Source organism: Anatilimnocola floriformis (genome assembly GCF_024256385.1).
In the GTDB taxonomy this organism is placed as follows: Bacteria; Planctomycetota; Planctomycetia; order Pirellulales; family Pirellulaceae; genus Anatilimnocola; species Anatilimnocola floriformis.
This window is the reverse complement of sequence record NZ_JAMLFW010000001.1, coordinates 2,094,257-2,118,895: the sequence shown is the minus strand read 5'-3', so window position 1 is coordinate 2,118,895 and position 24,639 is coordinate 2,094,257. Positions and strand designations below refer to the sequence as shown.

General features: G+C 60.1%; 19 protein-coding genes. 7 read left to right on the top strand and 12 right to left on the bottom strand.

Features of this window, described 5'->3' with window-relative positions:
- Window positions 1-34: 34 nt before the first annotated feature.
- A complete protein-coding gene (locus M9Q49_RS08375; protein ID WP_254508266.1) occupies window positions 35-1,102 on the top strand; it encodes a substrate-binding domain-containing protein in 1,068 nt (355 codons plus the stop codon).
- A complete protein-coding gene (locus M9Q49_RS08370) occupies window positions 1,099-1,932 on the top strand; it encodes a substrate-binding domain-containing protein (RefSeq protein ID WP_254508265.1) in 834 nt (277 codons plus the stop codon). Before M9Q49_RS08375 ends, M9Q49_RS08370 begins: the two co-directional genes overlap by 4 nt.
- A 10-nt stretch (window positions 1,933-1,942) precedes the next feature.
- Here M9Q49_RS08370 and M9Q49_RS08365 read toward each other — a convergent pair whose 3' ends face one another.
- A complete protein-coding gene (locus tag M9Q49_RS08365) occupies window positions 1,943-2,974 on the bottom strand; it encodes a DUF1559 domain-containing protein (RefSeq protein ID WP_254508264.1) in 1,032 nt (343 codons plus the stop codon).
- Window positions 2,975-3,218: 244 nt separating this feature from the next.
- On the opposite strand from M9Q49_RS08365, the gene M9Q49_RS08360 reads away from it, so the two are divergent.
- Window positions 3,219-8,510, top strand: a complete 5,292-nt coding sequence (locus tag M9Q49_RS08360) for a beta strand repeat-containing protein (RefSeq protein WP_254508263.1) — start codon at window positions 3,219-3,221, stop codon at window positions 8,508-8,510.
- A 7-nt stretch (window positions 8,511-8,517) separates the two neighbouring features.
- Here M9Q49_RS08360 and M9Q49_RS08355 read toward each other — a convergent pair whose 3' ends face one another.
- Both M9Q49_RS08355 and M9Q49_RS08350 read right to left on the bottom strand, forming a co-directional pair.
- Window positions 8,518-9,345 carry an HAD-IIA family hydrolase gene (locus tag M9Q49_RS08355; protein ID WP_254508262.1) on the bottom strand — a complete coding sequence of 276 codons (828 nt, stop codon included), beginning with the start codon at window positions 9,343-9,345 and terminating at the stop codon, window positions 8,518-8,520.
- 612 nt (window positions 9,346-9,957) lie between these two features.
- Window positions 9,958-10,197, bottom strand: a complete 240-nt coding sequence (locus M9Q49_RS08350) for a hypothetical protein (RefSeq protein WP_254508261.1) — start codon at window positions 10,195-10,197, stop codon at window positions 9,958-9,960.
- 676 nt (window positions 10,198-10,873) lie between these two features.
- Between M9Q49_RS08350 and M9Q49_RS08345 the strand changes: the two genes are divergently transcribed.
- Window positions 10,874-12,289 (top strand): PDZ domain-containing protein, encoded by a 1,416-nt coding sequence (locus M9Q49_RS08345; protein WP_254508260.1) that lies wholly within the window; start codon window positions 10,874-10,876, stop codon window positions 12,287-12,289.
- Window positions 12,290-12,291: 2 nt separating this feature from the next.
- On the opposite strand, the gene M9Q49_RS08340 is transcribed toward M9Q49_RS08345, so the two are convergent.
- The 3 genes from M9Q49_RS08340 to M9Q49_RS08330 form a co-directional block, all read right to left on the bottom strand.
- Window positions 12,292-12,561, bottom strand: a complete 270-nt coding sequence (locus M9Q49_RS08340; RefSeq protein WP_254508259.1) for a hypothetical protein — start codon at window positions 12,559-12,561, stop codon at window positions 12,292-12,294.
- 20 nt (window positions 12,562-12,581) lie between these two features.
- The gene (gene mgtE / locus M9Q49_RS08335) at window positions 12,582-13,952 is read right to left on the bottom strand and encodes a magnesium transporter (protein WP_254508258.1); all 1,371 of its coding nucleotides are present in this window, start codon (window positions 13,950-13,952) and stop codon (window positions 12,582-12,584) included.
- Window positions 13,953-14,043: 91 nt separating this feature from the next.
- Complete coding sequence (locus M9Q49_RS08330) at window positions 14,044-14,985, bottom strand: 2-hydroxyacid dehydrogenase (protein WP_254508257.1); 942 nt, start codon at window positions 14,983-14,985, stop codon at window positions 14,044-14,046.
- A gap of 126 nt (window positions 14,986-15,111) precedes the next feature.
- On the opposite strand from M9Q49_RS08330, the gene M9Q49_RS08325 reads away from it, so the two are divergent.
- The 3 genes from M9Q49_RS08325 (at window position 15,112) to M9Q49_RS08315 (ending at window position 18,176) form a co-directional block, all read left to right on the top strand.
- Entirely contained in the window at window positions 15,112-15,462 is a 351-nt protein-coding gene (locus M9Q49_RS08325) for a P-II family nitrogen regulator (RefSeq protein WP_254508256.1), read from the top strand.
- Window positions 15,463-15,592: 130 nt separating this feature from the next.
- The gene (gene mddA / locus M9Q49_RS08320) at window positions 15,593-16,375 is read left to right on the top strand and encodes a methanethiol S-methyltransferase (RefSeq protein ID WP_254508255.1); all 783 of its coding nucleotides are present in this window, start codon (window positions 15,593-15,595) and stop codon (window positions 16,373-16,375) included.
- A 133-nt stretch (window positions 16,376-16,508) separates the two neighbouring features.
- The gene (locus M9Q49_RS08315) at window positions 16,509-18,176 is read left to right on the top strand and encodes a hybrid sensor histidine kinase/response regulator (RefSeq protein ID WP_254508254.1); all 1,668 of its coding nucleotides are present in this window, start codon (window positions 16,509-16,511) and stop codon (window positions 18,174-18,176) included.
- Here the strand turns inward: M9Q49_RS08315 and M9Q49_RS08310 are convergent.
- From M9Q49_RS08310 to M9Q49_RS08285, 6 genes are all read right to left on the bottom strand, one after another.
- Window positions 18,165-18,575: an NUDIX domain-containing protein gene (locus tag M9Q49_RS08310; protein WP_254508253.1), complete on the bottom strand. Its 411-nt coding sequence runs from the start codon at window positions 18,573-18,575 to the stop codon at window positions 18,165-18,167. The genes M9Q49_RS08315 and M9Q49_RS08310 overlap by 12 nt on opposite strands.
- A 5-nt stretch (window positions 18,576-18,580) precedes the next feature.
- Window positions 18,581-19,897 carry a TMEM143 family protein gene (locus M9Q49_RS08305; protein WP_254508252.1) on the bottom strand — a complete coding sequence of 439 codons (1,317 nt, stop codon included), beginning with the start codon at window positions 19,895-19,897 and terminating at the stop codon, window positions 18,581-18,583.
- Window positions 19,898-19,916: 19 nt separating this feature from the next.
- Complete coding sequence (locus tag M9Q49_RS08300; RefSeq protein WP_254508251.1) at window positions 19,917-21,560, bottom strand: C25 family cysteine peptidase; 1,644 nt, start codon at window positions 21,558-21,560, stop codon at window positions 19,917-19,919.
- A gap of 157 nt (window positions 21,561-21,717) precedes the next feature.
- Entirely contained in the window at window positions 21,718-23,007 is a 1,290-nt protein-coding gene (locus M9Q49_RS08295; RefSeq protein ID WP_254508250.1) for a hypothetical protein, read from the bottom strand.
- A gap of 371 nt (window positions 23,008-23,378) precedes the next feature.
- Window positions 23,379-23,987: a hypothetical protein gene (locus tag M9Q49_RS08290; protein ID WP_254507120.1), complete on the bottom strand. Its 609-nt coding sequence runs from the start codon at window positions 23,985-23,987 to the stop codon at window positions 23,379-23,381.
- 19 nt (window positions 23,988-24,006) lie between these two features.
- Window positions 24,007-24,591 (bottom strand): helix-turn-helix domain-containing protein, encoded by a 585-nt coding sequence (locus M9Q49_RS08285; protein WP_254507121.1) that lies wholly within the window; start codon window positions 24,589-24,591, stop codon window positions 24,007-24,009.
- Between the last annotated feature and the right edge of the window lie 48 nt (window positions 24,592-24,639).

The following is a 24,639-nucleotide window of genomic DNA, read 5'->3' as shown; positions in this document are numbered from 1 at the left end:
AACAGGTACGATCGTGAACTATAACGCCACGATCATGACAGACGTGCCACTCACCAATCGTATCAAGTCGTTTCGTGAAGCTCGCAACTGGTCGCAGGCCGAGTTGGCCGAGCGGGCGGGCATTTCTCGCTCCGGCATTAGTGCGATCGAAAGCAACCGGCTCACTCCCTCGGTCGATGCCGCCCTGCAACTGGCGCGGGTCTTTGAGTGCGCCGTTGAAGAGCTGTTCGGACACTTTGCCGAGGCGACGCCGCCGGAGTGGGCCTGGCCGGCGAATCATTTTCCGACCCGCTATTGGCTGGGAGAGGTCGGCGGTCGAACGCTGGCCTATCCCGTTGAAATGCCGACCGCAGGACAGCGTTTGCCGGACGGTGTCGCACAACAGCCGGCTCCCTTGGACGACAAACAAGAGATCGCTCAGCGCACGCTGGTTATCGCGACTTGCGATCCGGCGGCGCAGTTTTTAGTCAACTTGTACGAACGGCAGTCGCCCTTTCGACTCCTTATTCTGTCGCGTTCCAGTGGCGAATCGCTCGCGCTCCTTGCGCAGGGGCTCGTGCATGCGGCGGGAGTGCATCTGAGTCGCGTGAATGAATCGCCCGGCAATGCCGCGCTGGTGCGTGACCGCTTGCCCGCCGAATCGTGGCAGTTGTTGCGGGCCGCGCAGTGGGAAGAAGGGCTGGCCGTGGCGAGCGATTCCGCGGTGCGTACGTTGCGCGAAGCAACCAAGAGTTCGCTCCGCTGGATCGGCCGATTGCCCGGCGCCGGTGCTCGCCGATGTCAGGATGAGCTCCGCGGCGATTCCCGCCTGCCGCAGCGCACGGCCCGCGATCATCGCGCAGTGGCCGAAGCCATCGTCAACGAGTGGGCCGAGGCAGGCATCTGTTTGCGGCTGGCGAGCGAAGAGGCACAGCTGCGATTTTTCTCGATCTGTGAAGATCAATACGATCTTTGCTACTCGCATCGGCAGGCGGCGGATCCGCGGATTGTGGCTCTCGTGAAAACGATTCGGAGCGCGGAATATCGTAGCCTGGTCAACAGTTTGCCGGGCTATCGCGCAGCCGATGCCGGCGAAGTGGAAGTCATTCGGAGTGGTTCATGAACATCGTGCGCGGCTTGTCGATCGCTTTGTTACTGATCGGTGGTTCGTCGCTCCTTTCCCAAGAGAAACCGCAAGTCGTGCGCTGCGCGGTGATCGGCGGCATGAACGACACGGGGCTGTGGCAAGCCGTTGGAGAGCGTTTCGAAAAAGCGACCGGCCATAAAGTGGAAATGGTGGCCCGCGGTCCGAAACGCGAGATCGTCGGTTCGTTCATCGCCGGCGAAGCCGATCTGATCACGATGCATGCCAGCGATACGATCATCAATCTCGTCGCCGATGGCTATGGAGTCGATCCGCAACCCTGGGCCAAGAACGACTTGCTGCTGGTTGGTCCACCGGCCGATCCGGCCGGCGTGCGCGGCGAGAAAGATGCGGTCGCGGCGCTTAAGAAAATCGTCGCCAGCAAAAGCAAGCTGCTGATGCACGCCAGCCTCGGCGCCAACGAAGTTATGGCCGATGTGCTCGCGGCTGGCGAAATCGAAATCGATCCGGCGAATGTCATCTCGCTGCCGTCCGACAAGCATCGTGAAATGTTGAAGAAGGCGCAAGACGCGAGCGCCTACACGCTCGTCGGTCGTATTCCATATCTCAACGCGAAAATCGAGAAGCACGAAATGCAAATCATGGTGCAAGGCGATCCGCGGTTGCGCCGGCCGTATGTGGTGGTGGTCGCCAACGTCGCCGATGCCAAGGATCCGCGTCACGTAGCGGCTCGGCAGTTAGCGAGCTTTCTCCGCTCGCCCGAGACGCAGGCTTGGTTGCTGGAGTTCGGCCGCGGCAAATACGACGATCAACCGCTGTTCTTTCCGGTGAAGATGCGCCGGCCCTAGAGTGGCGACGTTAAGGGGGCGAGACCGCTTCGCCATCTTCGATACTAATCAGCCGGGCCATCAAGTACTCGTCGACATTGTCGAGGAGAATCCCAACGTGGCCATCAGCGTAGGCGACGTTGACACAGCCTGGATGATTGCTGCGAGGCGCCGCCGACCAGTAGTGAAAAGGTGAATCGTTATATGTCGCGCAGGGCATCCGCCGCAGTTGCGAATCGGCGACGTCGTTGCAATTCAGCAGAATATCGACATTGGTCGTGTGCTGACTATTCGGCGGCTGCGTATTGCCGAGGCTCGCCGACCAAGGATTGAAGCCGGAGTTGCTGAGTTCGACGTCCACGATTTCGTCATGCATGTCAAAGGCCAGTAAGCTCGCGCCCGACCAGGGCAGCGCCCACACGCCGCGCTGATCGTCGGTCTGCGCCCGCGTGCGAACCTCGGATAAGACGAGCGTGTTCGAAGCGCCTTCCGGGGCCAGGTGGCTGTGCGTATGAGGACGATGCGAAGTTAACGCCGCGCGGTAACGGTGCGAAAGTTCGAGGTGAAAAGGAGATGCATAGGCTGCATAGTTTCCCTTGCCGAACACTTTGCCGCGCACTTGTTGCTGATCGGTATACAGCCGCCCCTTGGCCATATCGCTGGGGCAAAGCAGCACGGCTGGCTGAGCCCGCTGCGGATCCTTTTCCTGGTTCACCATGTAATCGCTGAAGTTGAACTGGTTGTGCAGCGCCGACTGTTCGAAGTACGGCAGGGTCAGCGTGATCCAGCTGAACATCTTGCCGTTGAACTGCTCGAACGAATTCGTGTAAGTCGTATCGACGATGCCCGAGGCCGGAAACATCTTCAGCGAGTCTTCGTAGTTCTGGACGCCCAACATCAGCTGCTTGATGTGATTCTGGCATTGCAGTCGGCGTGCGGCTTCGCGCGCGGCTTGTACGGCCGGCAGCAACAGCGAAGCGAGAACACCAACGATGGTGATGACCACCAGCAGTTCGACGAGTGTGAAGGCTCGCTGGCGACGGCGTGGAATTGAACTGCTCATCGGCATTGCCCCGCAAATGTCCAGTGAGAGACTGGCGGTTGATATGATCCTGGAGTATAAGGTTACGATCCTATCGCTCTCCCCGCCGCCTCCCTGCACCTCGCCCGACCGCTTCGGAGTTTACACCATGTTCGCCGCCGCTACTCGTACGCGCACGTCTCGGTTGAAAAGTTCACAGAGGCAGCGTGAGTCGCGGCGTCGCTCGTTTTGCGCGAGCCTTGAACAGTTGGAAGATCGCAGCCTGATGGCCGCGTTTACGGAAGGAAATCTGGTCATCTATCGCGTCGGCTCGACTGGGGCGAATTTGACCAACAACGGCTCGCCGGTATTTCTCGATGAATACAGCCCCACCGGCACGTTGGTGCAATCGGTGGCCCTGCCGACAACCGCGAGCGGCGGCAACAATCAACTCGTCGCCAGCGGTTTGATTCCTGACGAAGGACAACTCACGCGCTCGCAAGACGGTCGCTACTTGATGTTGGGTGGTTATGGCGCCGATTTGAATGGCAGCGCGGTGCTGACCAACAGTGCCACGCCGCGCGTGATTGGCCGAGTCGATGGTGCGGGCAATGTCAACACCACCACGGCTATCAGCTCGCTCGCGGCAACCAGTGTCATCCGCTCAGTCGCCAGCACCAACGGCGTGGATATTTGGTACGGCGGCTTCGGCATGGGGAATCAATACACGACGCTGGGATCGACCAGCACCGTGGCGATCAGTTCGAGTCCGACGATCCGTCGCGCCACGGTGATCTACGACAACCAGCTGTACATGACAACCGAAGGGGGCAACGGCAGGTATGGAGTTTCTGCCGTGGGCACTGGCCTCCCCACCACACCGATCGCTGGATTGCCGACTCTGTTGTCGGGCCTGCCAGGGCAAGGCGCGCCCGATGCCATGCTGACGCCGAACGCCTTTTTCTTTGCCGACATTTCGGCAACCGAGCCCGGCGCGGATGTGCTGTATGTCGCCAACGACGATGCCAACGGCCTGCGCAAATTCAGCAAGGTGGGGGGCACCTGGGTCGCCAATGGCTCGCTGGGCGTCGACGCGGATGACTATCGCGGCTTGATCGGCACGGTGAACGGCAGCACGGTCACGCTCTTTGCCACACGCAAAGGAGGCAACACCGCGACAGGTGGCGGTGAACTGGTCTCAATCGTCGATGCCAGCGGCTACAACACCACGATCAGCGGAGCTCCCACCATTCTGGCCACGGCAGCCACGCATACCGCCTTTCGCGGCGTGGCCCTTGCGCCGACGCTCCCTCCGAATCAGCCGCCCGTGAACACCGTACCGGTCGCGGCGCTCGGCACCGAAGATACGCCGCTGCCGTTCACCGGCTTGAATGCCATCAGCGTGAGCGACGCCGATGCAGGGACGAACAATCTCACGTTCACCATCTCGGTCACTGCGGCTGCGCTCGGCCTGTTCAGTGCCAGCAGCAACGGCGGGACAGCGGTTGTCGGCACTTCCAACGGCGGCGCGACGCTGACGATCACCGGTCCGCAACTGGAAATCAACAAAGCCCTGCAAACGTTGGTGTTTACTCCTGGCGCTGATCGCAACCTGTCTGCCGAAGGGCCGATCCTGGCAACTGTCACGACAAGCGATGGCTCGGCCCAGGATATTGATACGTTCAATATCAATCTCAACGAAATCAACGACCCACCAGTCGCGGTCGCCGACTTGCTCGGTGAACTCGGCGTGCAGGGTGGCGGCCCGATCACCATTCCCATCGCCACGCTGCTGGCCAATGACTCGAAGGGGGCCGCGAACGAGAGTTCGCAAACGCTCACGCTCACCGGTGCGTCGAACCCTGTCGGCGGCACGGTCGCTATCGTCGGCTCGAATGTGGTCTTCACTCCGACCGCCAACTTCAGTGGCAATGCGTCGTTCAGCTACACGATTCAAGACGATGGCCAGAACGCCGGCATGCCCTCGCCACAGTCGGGCACCGGTACGGCCTCGTTCACGATCGGCGACATCAATGATGCGCCGAGCTTTGTCATAGGCGCCAATCAACTCGTTTCGGAGAACGCACCAGCGCAGACTGTCACGGGCTGGGCAACAGCCATTTCGGCTGGTCCGAACGAAACTGCGCAGACGGTTACGTTTCAAGTGACGACGAACACCAATTCAGCCCTCTTCACCGCCGGTGGACAGCCTGCCGTCTCGAGCAATGGCACGCTGACGTACACGCCCGCACCGGGCGTCAACGGGACTGCCACGATCACGCTGGTCGCCAAGGACAACGGCGGCACGGCGAACGGCGGCGTCGACACGAGCGCGCCGCAGTCGTTCGTCATCACCGTGACGGCAGCGCCGGTCAATCTGCAGCCGACAATCAATGCGGTCAGTAATCTGACGATTCTCGAAGGCGCGCCGCTGCAGACAATCAACCTCAGCGGCATCACCGACGGCGGCGATGTGCCGTCGCAAGCGCTCACTGTCACCGCGAGCAGTTCGAACAACTCACTCGTGCCGATCGCAGTGAATTACACGTCGCCGAACTCGACTGGCACGCTGACGTTTACTTCTCCCGTGAATGGCAACGGCTCGTCGACGATTACGGTCAATGTGCGCGATACCGGTCTCGACTTGATCGCGAACAACGCCGACGATGGCATTCGCACGATTACGTTCACGGTAAACGTGACCGCCGTGAACGATGTACCCACGTTCGTCATCGGGCCAAATCAAACGGTAAACGAAGATGCTGCAGCGCAGTCGATCGCTGCGTTCGCGACGGGGATCACGACGGGCGCGAACAACGAAACCAGCCAAGCGTTGACGTTTAATGTCAGCAATGATAATCCCGGGCTGTTCTCGGCTGGTCCGGCGATCTCCGCCAACGGCACGCTCACTTACACGCCGGCCGCGAACGCCTTCGGCAACGCGACGATCACCGTGACGTTGTCCGATAACGGCGGCACTGCCAATGGCGGCGTCGATACCACCGCGCCGCAGTCGTTCACCATCACGGTCAACAGCGTGAACGACGCGCCCACCATCGCCCTGGCCGGCAATCAGACAATAGCGATCACCGCGCCGGCGCAATCCATTCCTAATTTCGCCAGCGTCGTTTCGGTCGGCCCTGCCAATGAAGTGGGACAAACCGTTACGTATCAAATCACTGGCAACGACAACGCCGGGCTGTTCTCGGTTGCCCCGGCCATTGCTGCCGACGGCACGCTGACTTACACCGTCTCGGGCACGCCGGGCACGGCGACCATCACCGTCGTCGGTCGCGATAGTGGCGGCACGGCAAACTCGGGTGTCGATACAAGTGCGCCGCTGACCTTCACGATCACCGTAACTCCGGTGCTCAACGCGCTGCCGACGATCAATGCCGTCAGTAATCTGACGATCCTCGAAGGTGCGCCGCTGCAAACCATCAACTTGACCGGCATCACCGACGGCGGCGACGCGGCAGCCCAAGCCATCAGCGTGAGCGCGAGCAGTTCGAATACCTCGCTGGTACCGATCGCGGTCAATTACACCTCGCCGAACAATACGGGCACACTCACTTTCACCTCGCCGGTGAATGGCAACGGCGTGTCGACGATCACGGTAACCGTGCGCGATTCCGGCCTCGATTTGATTCCCAACAACGCCGACGACGGCATCACGACGCGGACGTTTACCGTCACGGTCACTGCGGTCAACGATCAGCCAACGTTCACCGCGGCTGCTCCACCAGTCGTTAATGAAGATGCGCCGGCGCAATCGGTGACCGGTTTCATTACCAGTTTTTCTGCCGGGCCGAACAACGAAAACACGCAAGCGGTCAGCGCCTACCTGGTGGCCAATGTTTCGAACGCGGCCTTGTTTGCCGTCGCGCCCGCCGTTTCGCCGACGGGGACTTTGACCTACACGCTCGCCCCCAACGCCAACGGTTCGTCAACTTTCGAGCTCCGCGTTCGCGATAATGGCGGGACCGACAACGGCGGCCTTGATACGAGCAATCCGCAGACGTTCACGATTACCGTCAATCCGGTCAATGATGCGCCGTCGTTCGTTGCCGGCCCGAATATCTCTCGGCCGAATGGTTCGCCGGCGCAAACCATTCCGAACTGGGCAACCGCCATCAGCGCAGGCCCCGCGAACGAAGTGGGCCAGACCGTGGCCTTCAATGTGACGGCGAACACGAACCCGGGCTTGTTCTCCGTCGCGCCAGCCGTCAGCAGCGCCGGAACGTTGACCTTCACGCCAACAACCGGCGCGCAAGGCATCGCCACGATCACGCTCGTCGCGCAGGACAACGGCGGCACGGCCAATGGCGGCAGCGATACGAGCTCGCCGCGGACCTTCACGATCACGATTCTTCCCAATCAGCCGCCAGTGGCAAACGACAGCACCATTCCCACGCTGATCAACACGCCGGTCAGTCGCACTCTCTCGGCGACCGATCCCGATGGACCAGCGTTGACGTTTTCGATCGGTAGCAATCCAAATCTGGGAACGATCACGGCCTTCGATCCAATGACCGGCGCATTTACTTACACGCCGCTCCCCGGTGCGACGGGGCTCGATCTTTTCAGCTTTACGGTTTCCGACGGCTTGAACAGCGACGATGGTCTGGTGCGCATCACTATTCAAGGGACGCAACCGGTCGTCACGCCCAGCAATGGCGATCTGTTGGTGATCGGTACGCCCGATCCAGACATCATCATCATCTCGCCCGTTTCGGCAGGCATCGTGCAAGTGCGAACCGATCGCGGATCCGCGTTTTATCCCATCAGCGTTCAACTGATCGTGAATGCCGGCGAAGGGAACGACTATGTGATTGCGACGAACCTGCAGGTTCCTGTGACGCTCGACCTGGGTGAAGGGGATGACTACGCGTCGGGTGGATTGCAGAACGATCTGATCATCGGCGGCGCGGGGAGCGATCAGATCAACGCCAGTGGCGGCGACAATGTGGTGTGGGGCGATACGCTCGGCGAACAGGATTTGAACACCGGCGGCAACGACGTGCTGAGCAGCCTCGGCGGCAATGACGTGATGTATGGTGGCGGCGGCAACGATCAACTCTTTCCCGGCGCGGGCAACGACTACGTGCACGCCGGCCAGGGTGACGATGTTGTTTCAGCCGGCGCCGGCAACGACCGCGTTTTCGGTAGCGGCGGCAATGATCAACTCTACGGCGATGAAGGGGACGACGTCCTCGTCGGCGGCAGCGGCAGCGATACGCTGGTGGGCCGCACGGGCGATGATCTGCTCATCGGCGGCGTCGGCAGCGACGCGCTCAACGGCGACGAGGGGAGTGATCTGCTGATTGCCGGCGATGTCACGATCAGCGGCAGCACGCTGGTCGGTGATGCCAGCGATCTCGCGCTGATGGCCTTGCTCGCCGCGTGGACACCGGCCCATCCTGCCGGCGTAGCGACGTCCGTGGTCGTTGGTAACGACGGCGCGGTCGATTCGCTGCAAGGCTACACCGGCGATGACGACTTTTATCTCTCGGCTAACGACGCCGCAGGAGATCTCGGTCTGCCCTTCATGGGGACAGACCGAACGTATTACAGCTAATGCCGCATTACGCTGCGGCTTCTGCCACCGGCGCGGGTTCGCACAAACCTTCGATCACGCGCTGGTAGTTTTGCTCGTCCGATAGATCGGCGATCGAGTTCAGCACAATGTCAGGCCGATAGGCGTAGCGAATGAGATCTTCACGCCGCGTCGAACCGCTCAGCACCAGCACGGTGCGATAGCCCATCGACACGCCGCCGAGAATATCAGTTTCCATCGTGTCGCCGATCATGATCGTGCCAGCCGTCGACAGCCCGAGTTCTTTGCGTGCTGCGCGCATCATCACCGGGCTCGGCTTGCCGACGCTGAAGGCCTTCAGGCCGGTTGCCGTTTCCAGCATCGCCACAATCGCGCCGCAACCCGGCCGCAAGCCGTGCGCAGTCGGGCAATTTGGATCGATATTGGTCGCGATCAACTTCGAGCCGCGGAGGATCATTCGCACGGCGGCTTCGACAATTTCCATGTTGAACGTGCGACCTTCGCCGACCACGACATAATCGGGATCGTCGTCGACAATCGCGTAACCATTCTTGTGCAGCGCTTGCAGCAAACCACCTTCGCCAATCACGAACGCCGTGCCACCCGGCTTTTGCGCCGCGAGAAACCGCGCGGTCGCCATCGCGCAAGTGAAGATGTGACTCTCATCGACGTGAATGCCCATGCGGGCTAGTTTGATCACGCCATCGCGGCGCGTGCGCTGGCTGTTGTTCGTGAGGAAGGCGAACGGCACCTGGTCGTCGAGCAGCCTTTGAATGAAGCGGTTCGCTCCCTCGACCACCTGCTTCCCTTTGTAGATCACGCCATCCATGTCGATCAAAAATCCAAACGATCCCATGCGAATCCCTTTCGTTGGGAGAGGCAAACAAGATGTTGCTGCGATCCTGATACTGCCACTTGGCAGTTCAGTACAGCGAGTTTTCACTGCGACTGTGCAGTGGAGTGAACCTTAGAGAAGGAAGGTCCACTCAAGTGAATCGACGGCGCTGTAGGTAGGCCACGTATGCCGATCGATTCTCCGCTGGAACCCCGCGACCAAATCCGTTGGGTGATTGCTTCGCCGCCTGGCACAAATGCTGGCGATCAGAGCCAGCCGAAGCAACGTTCTCAGCGTCCGTTGCGATCTCAGTTTCGCAAACACTATGCCAGAAGCTGTCGAGCACTCGCGCACTACGGGCGAACTAACCGCCGGAAACGCTTGTTTCAGGCCGAAAATGCGGCTCGAAGGGAACTTCGCCTCGCATCGCCGCGGCTACGTACGTTGATTAACTCCCGGGCAACGTTGCTGCGTTGCTTGGCAAGAATTGCTCGGCAACAAATAGCGCCAATTACCTGGATTACCTCAATCATTCGGGAGGGCGAGGCTCCAGCCAAGCCGTTGAGGTAGACCTGCAAAGGCCGGCGAGGTCTGCATGTAACCGGCGCGGCTCGCCGTCCTGCGCGTTCGATTTTACGGTTCGAAGATTTCCACATACTTCTCCAACAGATCGGCGATCGGCGGTCCTGCTTTGTCGTGCAGAATCCTGATGGGATAGTAAATCGCGCGGACCGGTTGTTCTGGAAGGTATCCGCGTAGCGTGAGCCCCACTACAGGGCCAAAGGAAAGCACATACAGTAGTGGCATGACGAAGAGCACGATCACCAGCGCGGCTACGGTAACGCGAGCAGAGTTCGGCTGTTGTGATTCCATGGCTGCCATCCTACCGCACGGCTGGGCAAAATCCGCGTGGAATTGTGCTCGACCTAGAGTGTGGACATGGGTACACTTACCACTGGCGACGGGGGCGATCTTGATCCTTGACAAGATGGTGGCTTGGGCTGATTTTCGGCAGCGGATAAGCGCCCGTCGGTTTGCGGCGTATCGCTGGCAGACGGTGAAGTCGTTGTGGTGCGGTGCGACCGATTGTTGTGCGGCATTGTGAGCGAAGTAGCTTCGATTACGGGGTTGCGCTGGGCTGGTTTGCGGCAAGTGATTGCCCGGGCATGAGTTTCGTCAGTTCACAGTTGCGCAACAGATGACAACGCAGATGTTGTAAAACTGTTGTGGAGTTTTTGGGCTGTTTCTTTGTAAGTGCTAGAGCGGCTTACGCTTTGGTGGTTTCAAAAATCTGCAACAACTGTTGTACTTTCGCCAGCGAACAAATTTTGGAGTCGGGCTGCTAGCCAGATGGGGGCGCGTGGCGGTGAGTTTTGAGGTCGATAGCGGTGAACCCGCAGCCGGATTTGCGGTCCGGTTGTGCAGGCAGTGACTGCTGATTGTGGCGTTTGTCCGGTCAGGTTTTTCGAATCGCGCTCGACATTTTGTCCACACACGTAATAGAATTGAGGCCGGGCGGGCGGCAGGGCTTTTAAGTAGGGAACATCTTATGCGGCATCATTCGATGTTGCGGTGGCCGACGCGGCTGGTGGTTGCAGGTGGGGCTTGCCTCCTCGGCAGCTTCGTGTGCGCTGAGCAAAAGCTGGCAGTAAATAGCCCGCCAGCGGAGGATATCTCCCGCTGGGTGCAAGAGCTCGACTCCGATTCTTACTCCGTTCGCGAGCATGCTTCAAAGCTGCTGAGCGAAGCCGGGCCGATCGCCATCGAGCGTCTGGCTGTAGCGGTGACCGATCCGAGCACCGAAGTTTCGACGCGGGCCGGTTCGATTCTGCAACGCATCGCCGATGCCAACGACGAAGCCACGCTGCAGCAAGTGGCTGCGGCTTTGCAGAAGCTCGGCAGCAAACGGCCCGCGGTCCGCAAATTGGTCGCTGACATTCAGACTCAGCAAAAGAAATTCAAACACACCCGCGCGGTCGCTCAAGTTCGCGCGCTCGGTGGTGGCCTGACCGGCAACTGGGAAGGCGAACCGGTTCACGAGGTCGAGGCCTTCATCGCGGGACCGGTTGTCGCCGTGGAAGAAGAAATCGAAATCCTGCCGGCCGTTGCCCTGGAAGCGATTCCGGAAGAAGAGCCCGCGCCGAAGCGCGGGCTGCTCGGTTTGCTCGGCCGGTTGATTGCTCCCGCCGCGGCTCCACTGCCTTTGCCGGAATTCATACCGCCGCCGCCGGATGCTCCTGACGCCCCTGATGCTGTTCCCCTGCCAGCGCTCGAAGAAGTGCGACCGCTGCCGGGCATTGAAATCGCTGGTCCCCCAGCGCTGGAAGAAGTTGAACTGGCAGAAGCTCCCGCGGTCGCCGAGGTTTTTGAAGTTGCCGACGACATCGCGCTGATCGAACCGGCCTTCGCGCCGTTTCCGATCGCGTTCGACGGCGAAGAGGTCGAAGGCGAAGCTTACGCGGAATTGGTTCTCGATAAGAGCTTCCGCGGTGGCGACAAAGACCTGGCCGTTCTCAAGGACATCCCGGAAATCTACAACCTGTCGATTCACGGAGCGAAGCTGACCGATGAAGCCTTGCCGCACATCGGCGCGCTGCCGCGACTGACCACGCTCAACCTGCGCGACACGCCATTCTCCGGCGCGGCCCTCCGCAAGCTGCGGCAACAACGGCCTGAGTTGTCTGTCATCTGCCGCAGCTCGGCGATGCTAGGGATTAACGCCGGCATGGAAGGGGCATGCATTCTGACATCGGTGTTCTTCAAGTCGGGCGCGCACGACGCAGGTCTGCGTGACGGCGATGAAATCCTCGAGGTCGACGGCCATAAGGTGCGCGACTTCAGCGACCTGACGATCTCGGTCTACCCCCACAAGCCGGGCGACAAGGTCAGCGTGAAGTACAGCCGGAATAACCAAGAACACACGGTGGATGTGTTGTTGAAACCGCGCGTGGCGGTGGAAGAATAGGCTTACCAAAAGTGCAAATTAAAGGCGCTGATCACGGATAGCGCCAGCAGCACGATCGCGGTGAGAATGACCCACAGCGGAAGACCGCGGGTCTGATATTCGTGCTCTTCTTCGTCGAAGTCCTGCGCTTCGCCGTGGAAGTTCATGCCGCACTCTGGGCAGCGTGTTGAGAACGCTGGAATCCACTTCCGGCAGCGAGCACAGCGAACATCATCCTCTTCATTGGCTTCTTCGTCCGCATATTCGTCGATGTCATCGTCGTCGTAATTCAACTTCGTTCACGCGGATCGATTTACCGCAGCAACAGCATCGAGACGGTCATGTAGATGACGATTCCCAGAATGTCGCTCAGGCCGGCGACAAATGGATTGCTCATCAGCGCGGGATCGAGGCCGAGACGCTTGAAGATCAGCGGCAGCATCGAACCAGAAACGGCACCGCTCGTCACGACTAATACTAACGTGAGCGGAATCACCAGCGGCCACCACGTCTGCTTATGAGCATCGGGATCGCGCAGCGTGAGAACGGTCGACAGCAGCACCCCAAACACCGCGAGCACACTGCCAAGGATCAGCCCGACGCACAACTCCCGTAGCGCAACGCGTCGCCAGTCTTTCACGCCGAGTCCGCCGGCCGTCATGGCCGTGATGATCAGCGTCGCCGATTGATTGCCGCTGTTGCCGCCGCTCGACATGATCATCGGCACGAACATCATCAGCCAGGCCCACTGCTTGAGCTTGTCTTCGTACGTATCGAGCGTCGTGGCGGTTACTGCAGCAGCGATGAAGAGAATGCTCAGCCAAATGCCGCGCTTCCAAGCGAGTTCGAACAGCCCGGTTTGCAGGTAGCTATCTTCGAGAGGCGCGATACCGGCCATCTGCTGCGCGTCGTCGGTCGCTTCTTGACGCACGGCATCGAGCACGTCGTCGTGCGTAATAATGCCGACCAACCGCCGTTGATTGTCGACGACGGGAATGGCTTGCAAGTCGTAGCGTTCGACGAGCCGCGTCACCTCTTCGCTGTTTTCGGTCGCATTGACCATGATCATGTCAGTCTCCATGAGATCGGAGACTTTCAGATCAGGCTTGCCCAGCGATGAAACAAGTTGCCGCGCAGAGACCACGCCGCGGAGGTGCAGATCCTTGTCGACGACGTAGATGTAGTAAATCGTCTCGACGTGCTCGGCTTCGCGGCTGAGCGCGACGAGAGCATCGCGAACCGAGAGCTCCTCCTCGATCATGGCCATTTCGGTGGTCATCATCGCGCCGGCGGAGGCTTCAGGATAAGCCCGCAGCCGGAGAAACTCGCGGCGTTCATCGGCCGGCAGCAGCGGCAGAATCTCTTCGACGACGTCTTCCTTCACGTCGTACAGCAAGTCGACGCGATCGTCAGCGGGCAGATCAGCGAGCAGCTCGGCCACTTCGGCCCTGTCCTGCGATTCGATGATCTCGATCTGCCGTTCGTGCTGAAAGTACAGAAAGATATCTTCCCGCAGCTTCAGCTCGGCATATTGCACCACCTGCCAGGCCTCGGCCGGCGTGAGGCCCTCCATGTATTCGGCCAGGCGGGCCGGGTTGAGGGCGATGCAGAACTCGTGCAGGTCGTGCGCATTGCGCTCGGCGAGCATTTCGCGCAGTTCGGGCAGGAAGAGGGTGTTGACCATGTCCGAACTGGATCACGAAGCGGCGAGTTGCTGTTCACTGAAGTATCGGTGGCGAAAGGAATTCTGTCAAAGCGGGGGTCTGGCATAACTGTTACGAAAGAACCTGGTGCTTCAGCGGTTCCCCGGCCAATCCCAGCAGCAGGTTTTCGACGGAGATTTCCGCCATTTGACGCCGAGTTTGCTCGGTGGCGCTCCCCAGGTGCGGCGCGATGGTAACGTTGTTCAACTTGAGAAGCGGATGGTCTCGCGGCAGTGGCTCAGGATCGGTCACGTCGAGGCCCGCCGCGTAAATCTGCTGGCTTGCGAGTGCTTCGGTCAGGGCCGCCGTATTCACGACCGGGCCGCGGGCGATGTTGATGAGAATCGCTGTCCGTTTCATCAGGGCTAGTTGTTCGCGGCCGATGAGACCGCGAGTTTCTTCGCTGAGCGGGCAGCAAAGCATCACGTAATCAGCCGTTGTCAGCAGGTCGATGAAGGACAAGTATCGTGCGCTGTAGAGCGCTTCGGCTTGTTCATCGCGCCGGCGGTTGTGATAGACGACATTCATATCGAAGGCGCGGGCTCGCTTCGCCACTTGTCGGCCGATGCGTCCCATGCCGATGATGCCGAGGGTACTGCCATGGATTTCGCGACCCAGCATGTAACCCGGATCGTAACGCGTGAATTCTCCGCCGCGAGCGTAGCGATCGCCCTCGACGAGTCGCCGACCTGCAGCCAGCAGTAGCGTGAATCCCATATCGGCCGTCGCGCCGTCGAGAATGCCCGGCGTGTTGCCGACCGGAATGCCCCGCGCGGCGGCATCGGCCAGGCGGATGTGATCGACACCCACGCCGTAGTTGCTGATGACTTTTAACCCCGGCAGCCGGTCGAGCATTTCGCCGTCGACCTGCGGATGGCCGTAGGTGTAAAGGCCGTCGATCGGCTCGCGCGAGCCGTCCAGGGCCACGACCCACGGCAGAATCTCGACCTTGCCGGCGAGCAGTTCTTCGATGACGGGATTGAGCGGCGTATCGGCGATGATGCGAGGGAGCATTTTGAATCGATCAAAGGAGTAAGGCAAAAGCGGATGAACCACCGCCGCAGAGACGGTGGCGATGAGTATACTTTACGAAATCCTCTCCATAGATTCTTCGGAGCTTTGCCGAAGCAGGAACCTGGCATGCGTTTGATTCTCGCCTTGATTCAACCGACCAAATTGCGGGCCGTGCAAGAAGCCCTCGCCAAAATTGGCGTCGAGCGGATGACCGTTTGCGATGCTCAGGGCTTTGGCCGGCAAAAAGGGCAGGCGGCCACCTATCGCGGCGCGGAATACAAAACGAATCTGCTGCGGAAGGTCGCTCTCGAAATCGCCGTGAACGAGGATTTTCTCGAGCCGACGCTGGAAACCATCACCCAGGTCGCCCGCACCGGCCCCGATGGCAACATCGGTGATGGCAAGGTCTTTGTGCTGCCGGTGGAAGAAGTGATTCGACTTAGCGACACGGTACGTGGGCCCGAAGGAATCTCGTAATTTTTGGCCGCGGCGGTCATGGCTTGCGGATAGTGCTGTTAGTCCCCGGCGAAATTCCCTGTCACTTTTGGCAAGAAGTCGCGCCTGGTAACTCTGCTGCTCCTTCCAACCCGCCTACCGAGGTCGTCCCGTGTTAAATCGCCTGGCTGCTCTGGCGTATGGCTTGTTCGCTTACGCCTTATTTTTGTTTACCTCCGTTTTTGCCCTTTGCTTTCTCGGCAACTTCTGGCTGAAGCGGACCATCGACTCGGCATCGCGCAGTACGTCGGTCTCCGGTATGCTGCTGGCGATTCTGATCGACTGTGGTTTGCTGACGCTATTTGCGGTCCAACACAGCGTGATGGCGAGGCCGTGGTTCAAACGCTGGTGGACCAAATACGTTCCCGAACCGGTTGAACGAAGCACCTACCTCGTGCTGTCGTGCGTTGCTCTCGGCCTGATCGTCGCGCTGTGGGAACCCATCGGCGGCGTGATCTGGCATGTGCAATCGCCATGGCTGCGAACGGCCACTTACGCTCTCTACTTGAGCGGTTGGCTGATCGTGGTGGGCTCGACGCTGTTGATCAACCATTTCGATCTCTTCGGCCTGCGACAAGTCTGGCTCTTTTACCAAGGACGTGAATACACGGGCCTGCCGTTTCGCACGCCGGGACCATATCGCTGGATTCGCCATCCGCTATATGTTGGTTGGCTCACGGTTTTTTGGGCCGCGCCGACGATGACCGTTTCGCACCTGTTGTTTGCGGGCGGAATGTTCGTTTACATCCTCCTTGCCATTCGCTGGGAAGAGCGCGACCTGCTCGCTTATCACGGCCAGTCGTACGCCCGCTATCGCGACGAAACGCCGATGCTCATTCCCGGTTTGCGCGGCAAAGCAATCAACCTGAAGGCCGATTTGAGCGGCAACGCATAACCCGCATGCCGCTGTTGACCACCTCGCTCATCCGCTAGAATGCCCCCTTCTTCGCACCAAGTGTTTTTGCCAGTCAAAGGAATGCCCTGGCTGGTGCGAAGAGGAACTGAGTTCGTGATGACGGAGCGATCCCGTGGAGTTTCTCGCACGGTTGTTCAGCCCTGCCGGCTTTCCCGCGCGTTGGCAATGTGGCAGCGGTTGGAGTGAAACGCCCTGGCTGGGCTGGCTGCACATTGTTTCCGATCTCGGTGTATGGGGCGCTTACGTCGCGATCCCACTCGTGCTGGCTTACTTTCTTTTCCGCCGCCAAGACCTGCCGTTTCGCACCATCTTTCTGCTGTTCGGCGCGTTCATCCTCGCTTGCGGCACGACGCATCTGATGGAAGCCATCATCTTCTACTGGCCCGCGTATCGTCTGGCCGGAATGATCAAACTCTTCACCGCCGTAGTGTCATGGGCGACGGTCTTTTCGCTGTTCGGTGTCGTGCCCAATGTTCTCGCGATGCGCAGTCCCGAAGAGCTCGAGCGCGAGATCAAGGCTCGCCAGCAAGCCGAACAAGCCTTGCAACAAGCCAATGCGGAACTCGAACGGCGAGTCGCGCAGCGCACGACGGATCTCGCGCAACAAGACGAGCAACTGCGTGTGACGGTAGCCGCACTTCAGCAGAGCGAACAAGCGCTCAAAGAAACAGATCGCAAAAAGGACGAGTTCCTGGCCACGCTCGCGCATGAGCTACGCAACCCACTCGCGCCGATTCGCAACTCGCTGGAAGTGATGAAGCGGGCCGACAATAATCCGGAAGTCATCGCCCAATCGCGGGGAACCATGGAGCGGCAGATGTCGCAAATGGTTCGCCTTGTCGATGACTTGCTCGATGTCAGCCGCATCAGTCGCAATCGTCTCGCGCTCCGCCGCGAGAGCGTCTCCGTCGCCGACATTGTGAACAACGCTGTCGAAGCCTGCCAGCCGCAAATCGACTCGGCGCGCCATGAACTCAAGATCGATCTCCCCGCGCAGCCGATCCACGTGCATGCCGATTCCGCTCGGCTGGTGCAGGTGCTCGGCAATCTGCTGACCAACGCCTGCAAATACACCGAGCCCGGCGGCCGAATCGCCATCAGCGTGCGACGGGGCGACGGCGACGTGCTAATCCGCGTCCGTGACAATGGCATCGGTATTCCGCCGGAACTCATGCCGCGGGCTTTTGAAATGTTCTCGCAACTCGATCGCACCTTGGATCGCGCGCAAGGAGGCCTCGGCATCGGCTTGACGCTCGTCAAACGCCTCGTCGAAATGCACGAAGGAACCGTCACCGCTCACAGCGAAGGAACAAACCAGGGAACCGAGTTCACCGTGCGACTTCCGGCGCTCGCCGCCGGTCCACAGCCGCGGCCGCCGGTCGATACTGAACTAACCACGAAGAAAGGTCGGCGAAAGATTCTGGTTGTCGACGACAACCGCGACTCAGCCATCACGCTCGCCATGCTGCTGAAGATCACGGGCAACGAACTGCAGACCGCGCACGATGGCCAGGAAGCCGTCACCAAGGCCGAGCAGTTTCAACCCGAGATCATCCTGCTCGACATCGGCATGCCGATCATGGATGGCTACCAGGCCTGTCGCGCGATTCGCACGCAGCCGTGGGGCCAGCGCATCAAGATCGTCGCCCTCACCGGCTGGGGCCAGGAATCCGACCGCCGCCAAACGCGTGAAGCCGGTTTCGATGCCCACCTCGTCAAACCAGTCGAACACGCGCTGCTCGTGAAGACGATTGACGATCTGCTCCCGTCAACCGCCTGATTCACTTCGGAACGTGAAAACGCCACGCTGCCAGGCATCGTAAAAGTCGCGATTGCTCGGCAACAGCTCCGGCAGTGCGAGCGCTTCTTCGCGCGTCAACCAATGAATCGATTCGACTTCCAGCGGATTCGCCGTGAGTGGCTGATCTTCCGCGAGCGCCACCTGCCACCAACCGAGCGCAACGTGAGTGATCGTCACGCTCGACCACAGCCGCACGATGGGCCGGATCGGCGCGCCGAGCTCTTCCGAAAACTCCCGCACCACGGCCTGTGCTTCGGTCTCTCCAGCCTCGATGCTGCCGCCAGGAAAGCAGTACTTGCCCGGCGAACGCACCGTCTGCGAACGCCGGATGACGAGAAACTTTTCGCCCCGCAGGACGACAGCAGCAACTCCAGCCATGGCAACTACGCGGCCCGCCGAATCGGCAATGTCGACTGTGCTTGTTGATTGAACTCAAACTGCGAATCCCAAGCGCGATCCAAGCTGACCAGCGCCGCTTCGAGATCCACGGCGCGAAACTTCCCGCCCGGCAACTCTCGGCAAAGATTCATCCGTTGCAGCTTAGCCAGGGCATCGCTGACTTCAAAATCAACCTTCAATCCCAGCTGTTTTTCGAGCCAGGCTTCGGTGGCGCGATCGAGTTGTTCGCTGGTCAGTGCCGCGAAACCACTCTGCCGCAGCAACCACCAGGCCAGCACCACTTCGCGAAATTCCTGTTCTTCGGCTTCATCCAGCAGGCGATGAATCACCCCGGCGTTGCCATCGAGATTTTGAAAATACAAGCTCCGCGTCAGGTTCAAGTGATAACGATCGCGCGTATTCAAATAACCATAGAACGACCGCAAGCCATAGCCAAACACGCCGCTGATCAGCGCCAGAAACGCCACCGCGCCATGCAAACTGGCAAAGGCCAGCGCGACCGCTCCCTGCAGAATCTTCACCAGCGTGATCACCACGCCCGAGAGAGTCGGAATGATGATCTTGCCCTTGTCGAACAGCGTCATGCGCACCGTGGTGCCGGGAAGCAGCATTTCGATATCGGACTTGGGAATGTTCTTGAAGAGCTTGAGCACAACCGCCGAGGGATCGATCGGCTGTTTGCTGTCGGCGCCCGGTTTCAGGCGAAACATCACGGCTAGCCGCTGATACGTGCAGATTTCGACTTCTTTTGGTTTGCCGAGGCGTGACCAATTACGCACGGTCTTCTTGCCAATCACATCGCCGCGCACATAGATATCGAGGCGGTCGAAGATGTCGAGGTTCGCCGTGATCGTCACGCCCGATTCGTTGCTGGTGTTCAGCGAGTACTGCAACTCTTCATCCGACAGTCGGCGAAAGTTTGCCTTCGTCATCAGCTCGTCAAAACGCTGAAATAATTTCTGCGCATGACTCTCGCGCTGCTCGAGCGTCAGTTTTTCCCGCGGCTTGGGTTCGGCATCGGGATCGAAGGGTGCGTAGGCATCTTTCAGTTCATCCAGGTGCGAATGAAAGTCGTGATGCAGCGTCGCTTCGAGCAGTTTGCAGAAATGGGCAAACGACTCGCGCTCGTGCAACTCCAAGCCGGGATCGTTGCTCAAGATGCGAACGAGGTCGGCTTTGCGAATCGGAATGAAGTGCTCGAGCGGCCGCGCGTTTTCATCGCGGGGCAACTCGCGCGCGACCGAACTCGGCGCGAGCGTCTTTTTGGACGGCGTCGACGACGGTTGATGAGGCGTGGTCATCGCAGCAGGCTCCTTACAACTAGTTCGCTTCCGTGTGTTCGACCAGCTTCACCGGTTTGACGTACAGATTCGCACTGCCGAGTGCGTGGGCTTTTTCGCCTTGCACGTACATGCGCACGTGGCAAGCGCCGAGGCATTCTTGGGGCACGACGATCTTGGTCGTGAAGGCGCCGACCGGCAGTTGCAGCTGATACTTGGCCCAGCTGCGGTCATTGGCCGCTTCGTAAACAGGTTGCAGCGCGGCCAGGCCAGCGTTCGAAGGATCGAAATGATCGCGGGCCGGCAGCTCCGACTTGAAGCAATCGCGGCGGCAGCAGAGTTCGAGCACGGCCTTGCCGCCGAGGGTCGATTCGCCGCTGACTTCGATCGTTTGTCCCGGATTCGCATCGCGAGGAGCGGTTAGCTTCACCACTTCCGGATGGGCGAGCTTCGTCATCGGATCGCCGATGAGATTGAACAGGTGCATGTGCTCCAGACGTTCATCGGCCAGGTGCTGCCGCGTGGGGCTCATCATGCCGGCGAGGGCATCGAGCAACAGGCGGTTCGTGTTCTTTAGCGGATTGGTTTCGTCGAGCGGCTTGACCATCTCGCGCTTCGCATTCAAGATCGCATCGCCTAGTGTCTCCGGGCGTTGCTTGAAATATTGCTCCATCAGGGCCGATCCCATCACCGCCATCGCGTACGGCATGGTCACGCGCGAACCGCCATACACAGCCACCGGACCGCCCGGCGCGGCGAGCATGGTCTCGGCAAGGCAGTCTTCTTCGGCATCGTAAGCCGCGGTGTAACAGGCCAGCATCACCGCAATTGGCGACCGATTCTGGCACTTCAGCTTGTGAGCGTCATTCACATCGAGAATGTGAAAGCGAGCGCCCGGCACGACGATTTTGTCGAGCGAGTTGTGCGCGCCGTGCCCGATATAAACCCAGAACAAGCAGCCGTCGTTGTGCTGCTGCAGCGAGACGTCGCTGAACTTGCGCGGGTCGGGGCAGAACGGACTTCGCCAGCTGCCGTAGGTCATGTTGGTCGTATAACCCGCCGGAATGCCGTCGGTGAGAAACTTGCGCGTGGTCCCTTCGATCATCGGATCGATCACGCCGCCGAAACCGCCGACGCCGGCGACGAAATTGATCCGCTGTCGCCATTCGCCGTAATCGAGCGAGTTTTCGTAAGCGATAATCTTCGCGACAACATCGGCCACCTGCTTCGGCGTGTCGGCCGGAATGCGACCGATAGCCAGATCGGGGAGATTGTCGTCATCCAAATCGGCATACCAATTGTCGGTGGCAATCTGCGGCTCGCTGCCGAATTTCACATTCACCTTGGCATCGACGTAGTGAGCCGGAATGCAGCGCTGCCGCGTGAGCACGTTCGTCGCCGCCGATGGTTCGGCATCGCCGACCAGCAACACATACTTGAGGCTGCCGCGAGCGGCGGCCTTCTTGATGCCAGCCTTGATCTCTTCAGGGCTCCAGTTATTCGGCACGTAGGTGAACCGATGCCCCTGCGCATGGCGATGGGCCAGCAACGGTTCGAGCGCCCCGACAAACGTCCGCGGGCAAACCACGACCGCATCGGGAGCCTCATCGGCCGCGGCGTTTTGCGCAGCGGGCGCCGGATCGACGGCGAACGTGAGACAGATCAACATCCAAGCAGCAGACATGCTTCGTCCCTCAAGACGGGCAGCGAAACCAGCAAAGCTACGACGGCGCGGACTATATCAGGCTGCTGGCATTCCGTAAAAGGCGAATTCCAACCTCAAAACGATGCCTGAAAACCAGCATAACCGAGATGCTAGCCCCTGGGTGGCTCCACTCGATCTATGGATACGGCATGCCGAATTCTCGTTTCGAGGGCGGGGTCATTTGCCGAACGGTGACGATCGGCATGCCGGTATTTCTCGCCATGAATTCCGGCGAGGGGAATTGCCGGAATGGCGTTCCCTGGGCGGGCGTTCCTCGGGCGGGCGTTTCTCGGGCGGGCGTTTCTCGGGAGGGCGTTTCTCGGGAGGGCGTTTCTCGGGAGGGCGTTCCGCGGGAGGGCGAGGCTCCTGCCGAGCCGTGGTCGGAGGCCGCTCGATTTCCTTCCGCTCGATTTCCTTCCGCTCGCTTGCCGTTCCCGCTCGATGGATTGGTTCCGCCGGCGGCGGCTGGTTCACCGGCGCGGCTCCGCGGGAGCGTCGCCCTCCCGGCGACTGACCCTGTTATATATAACAGGTTATCACTTTTTTCTTTCGTCGTAACACACTGTTGTTCAACACTTTTCGTCGATTCACTACCGTTTTCGTATAACCTTTTATAACAGCCACTAACGGGTGGGTCGCAAACTTCTACACAGTCGTCGCTCAGGGAGGGCGAGGCTCCCGCCGAGCCGTGGTCGAATGCCGATTGATATTCCTCCGCGCGATCATCGCTCGCCGTCGATTGATTGGCTCCATCGGCGGCAAGCTGCGCATTGCGCGCTGCCATCTCATTCCCCCACGCTCCCGGAATTCCTTCATCGCCGGGCGAGTCGAACATGCCGAGCATCGTGCGGCGTTTCACTTCGCGATTCACGGCTTCGTCTTTCAGCACCGGTTCCCACACGCGGCCTGCCGTCGAGGCATCGACCTCGCCGCGGCCATTGAAACCCTCGAACGCCGACAGCTCTTTCATCGCGATGATCACGCACTTCCACAGCCGAGCGTCGCCGTTTTGCGATTGCACTTCAGGGTCGGGAACCGACTCGCCCTTGACCATTTTCGTCTTGCGAATGGTCCGCGGTTTGCGCGACGCCTCCCACGCCGAGAGAGCTTCGTCGTACATTTTTTCGAGTCGCATCTTGTGAAGGCGCGCGGCGGCTCGCAGGCGATCGGCCCGCGGCAGTTCGGCAAAATCCTTCGCGACGGGCTGCGACAACCAAAGCTCGACGCGCGTGATAATTTTGCTCACCCGCGGCTGCGTGAGGCCGTACTTACTGCCGACCTCCGTCTGCGATCGGCCGTCGACACGCACCTCGTGAAAAATCCTCTTATCGCGCTCGCTGACATGCATCGGCTTGAGGATGTCCTTCTCCTTTTTTGGCTTCTTGCCGTCAGGTTTCTGCCCCTCGATTTTTTGATCCTCGGCCATGACTCTGCTCCTCGTTTGGGAAACTGAAAATCCACGACGCGACGTCCCACTAGAGGAGAGTAGTGGCTGGTTGTCCACTAGTTTCTTGACGATATTTTTCGCGTGCCACTGGCTCGTTGGCCAGTGCCGATCGGCGACGGGAGGTGGGTCAGCGAGCCAACGGGTAACCGCTCACGCTGTCGCTGCCTTTGGGAGGGCGAGGCTCCCGCCGAGCCGCGCCGGTCGAAAGCAGTCGCTGGCGGCCTTCGCAATTCCACCTCGGCGGCTCGGCAGGAGCCTGTCACGCGACACAAAGTTTTGCCGCGTTAATAGCGACATAAAGTTTTGCCGATCTAGCTAGCTTTCATGTTCACTTGTCTACGCCAGTGTTTTCATTTGCGACGCTGCGCCGGCCCTGGCACTTGGAGAGTGCGCACGGCGTGTGGAGTCCAGTCGGAGGCGTATATCGCTCGCAGTTGGTTGCCTGGTTCATCGGTCACCAGCCATTCCAAGCGATCGGGGTCGAAGCTCAGGTACACGTCGCGGCCGGCGTGTCGGGCGCCGATAAACAGCTTGCGGTGATACGGCCCGATCTTGCCCGACTGATCGACACGACGGGGCACGCAATAGGTGCTGAGATGCTCAAGCACGCGGTCCCAGTTCCAGTGACGTCGTTCCCAACCTGCCGTGTAGGTGCGCCCCGAATGCTTCAGCTCGGGGAACGCCACGACTCGCGGCTGCTTGTGAATTGCGGGATAAACTTCGCGTTGCAAGCGATCTTCATGCCGCAGTCGCGATTGAAACTGACGCACAGTTCGGCACTGCCGCGGTTCCGCCCAAGTATTCACCAGGCTCTGACTTCGTTCGATCACGCCGTTCTCCTGCGGTCGGCGCGGCGTGTTCCAGTGCATCTCAATACCCAAGCCGATGAGCCATAGCGCGAGCGCGGTGGGGAGATCGCTCCACGAACCCCACGGTGCGCCGTTGTCGACACGCATCACGTGCGGCCTTCCATATTCGCTAAAAACCTGCCGCAAACAGGCCTGCACGCGAACCACGGGAACCTGCGTGAAGTGACCGAGGGGAAAAAACAAACGACATTAGCACCGCGCCGCTGCACTCATCGGCCACGCGCAACCACGACACCGGCGCGCCGCTGGCCAGTCGCTTCTGCTCCGCAGCATCAATCTGCCAAACGTGGTGCGGCTGCTCTGCTCGCGTCACGCGCGTGCCCTGGCGACGACCACTCGGCGCAGGCCGCGTGGTCCGCAACCAGCGCTGCAATGTGCGCGTGCTGGGAAGTTGAGCCGCAACAAACCACCGCGTTAATTCAATTCGCAAACGCTCAGCGCCCCAGCGCCGATGCTGCTCACGCAATCGCAATGTTCGCCGCCGCACCACTTCCGCATCCTGCGAACGCTCTCTGCCGCACGCCTGATAATTGGCCGCCAACGCAGCCTCGCCCCGCGCCCGCAACCGCTGCAAAAAGCTCCTCACCGTCCGCTCGCACAACTCCAACTCCTGGGCGATGAGCGCCACCGACTGCCCATTCTTAGATCGTCGCCAAATCGCCCGCCGAACCGCCAAAGCCAAAGCACGAGGCATGATCGAATCTCCGCAGCAACGAATTCACCAGACGCCCGAGACGAACTC

Bases quoted from the DNA above. Each gene is read 5' to 3' on its own strand.
- M9Q49_RS08355 (WP_254508262.1), bottom strand. From the start codon at position 9,345: ATGGGATCGTTTGGATTTTTGATCGACATGGATGGCGTGATCTACAAA.
- M9Q49_RS08305 (WP_254508252.1), bottom strand. From the start codon at position 19,897: ATGACCACGCCTCATCAACCGTCGTCGACGCCGTCCAAAAAGACGCTC.
- M9Q49_RS08370 (WP_254508265.1), top strand. From the start codon at position 1,099: ATGAACATCGTGCGCGGCTTGTCGATCGCTTTGTTACTGATCGGTGGT.
- M9Q49_RS08375 (WP_254508266.1), top strand. From the start codon at position 35: ATGACAGACGTGCCACTCACCAATCGTATCAAGTCGTTTCGTGAAGCT.
- mgtE (WP_254508258.1), bottom strand. From the start codon at position 13,952: ATGGTCAACACCCTCTTCCTGCCCGAACTGCGCGAAATGCTCGCCGAG.
- M9Q49_RS08300 (WP_254508251.1), bottom strand. From the start codon at position 21,560: ATGTCTGCTGCTTGGATGTTGATCTGTCTCACGTTCGCCGTCGATCCG.
- M9Q49_RS08285 (WP_254507121.1), bottom strand. From the start codon at position 24,591: ATGCCTCGTGCTTTGGCTTTGGCGGTTCGGCGGGCGATTTGGCGACGA.
- M9Q49_RS08330 (WP_254508257.1), bottom strand. From the start codon at position 14,985: ATGCTCCCTCGCATCATCGCCGATACGCCGCTCAATCCCGTCATCGAA.
- M9Q49_RS08345 (WP_254508260.1), top strand. From the start codon at position 10,874: ATGCGGCATCATTCGATGTTGCGGTGGCCGACGCGGCTGGTGGTTGCA.
- M9Q49_RS08295 (WP_254508250.1), bottom strand. From the start codon at position 23,007: ATGGCCGAGGATCAAAAAATCGAGGGGCAGAAACCTGACGGCAAGAAG.
- M9Q49_RS08360 (WP_254508263.1), top strand. From the start codon at position 3,219: ATGGCCGCGTTTACGGAAGGAAATCTGGTCATCTATCGCGTCGGCTCG.
- M9Q49_RS08365 (WP_254508264.1), bottom strand. From the start codon at position 2,974: ATGAGCAGTTCAATTCCACGCCGTCGCCAGCGAGCCTTCACACTCGTC.
- M9Q49_RS08350 (WP_254508261.1), bottom strand. From the start codon at position 10,197: ATGGAATCACAACAGCCGAACTCTGCTCGCGTTACCGTAGCCGCGCTG.
- M9Q49_RS08310 (WP_254508253.1), bottom strand. From the start codon at position 18,575: ATGGCTGGAGTTGCTGCTGTCGTCCTGCGGGGCGAAAAGTTTCTCGTC.
- M9Q49_RS08325 (WP_254508256.1), top strand. From the start codon at position 15,112: ATGCGTTTGATTCTCGCCTTGATTCAACCGACCAAATTGCGGGCCGTG.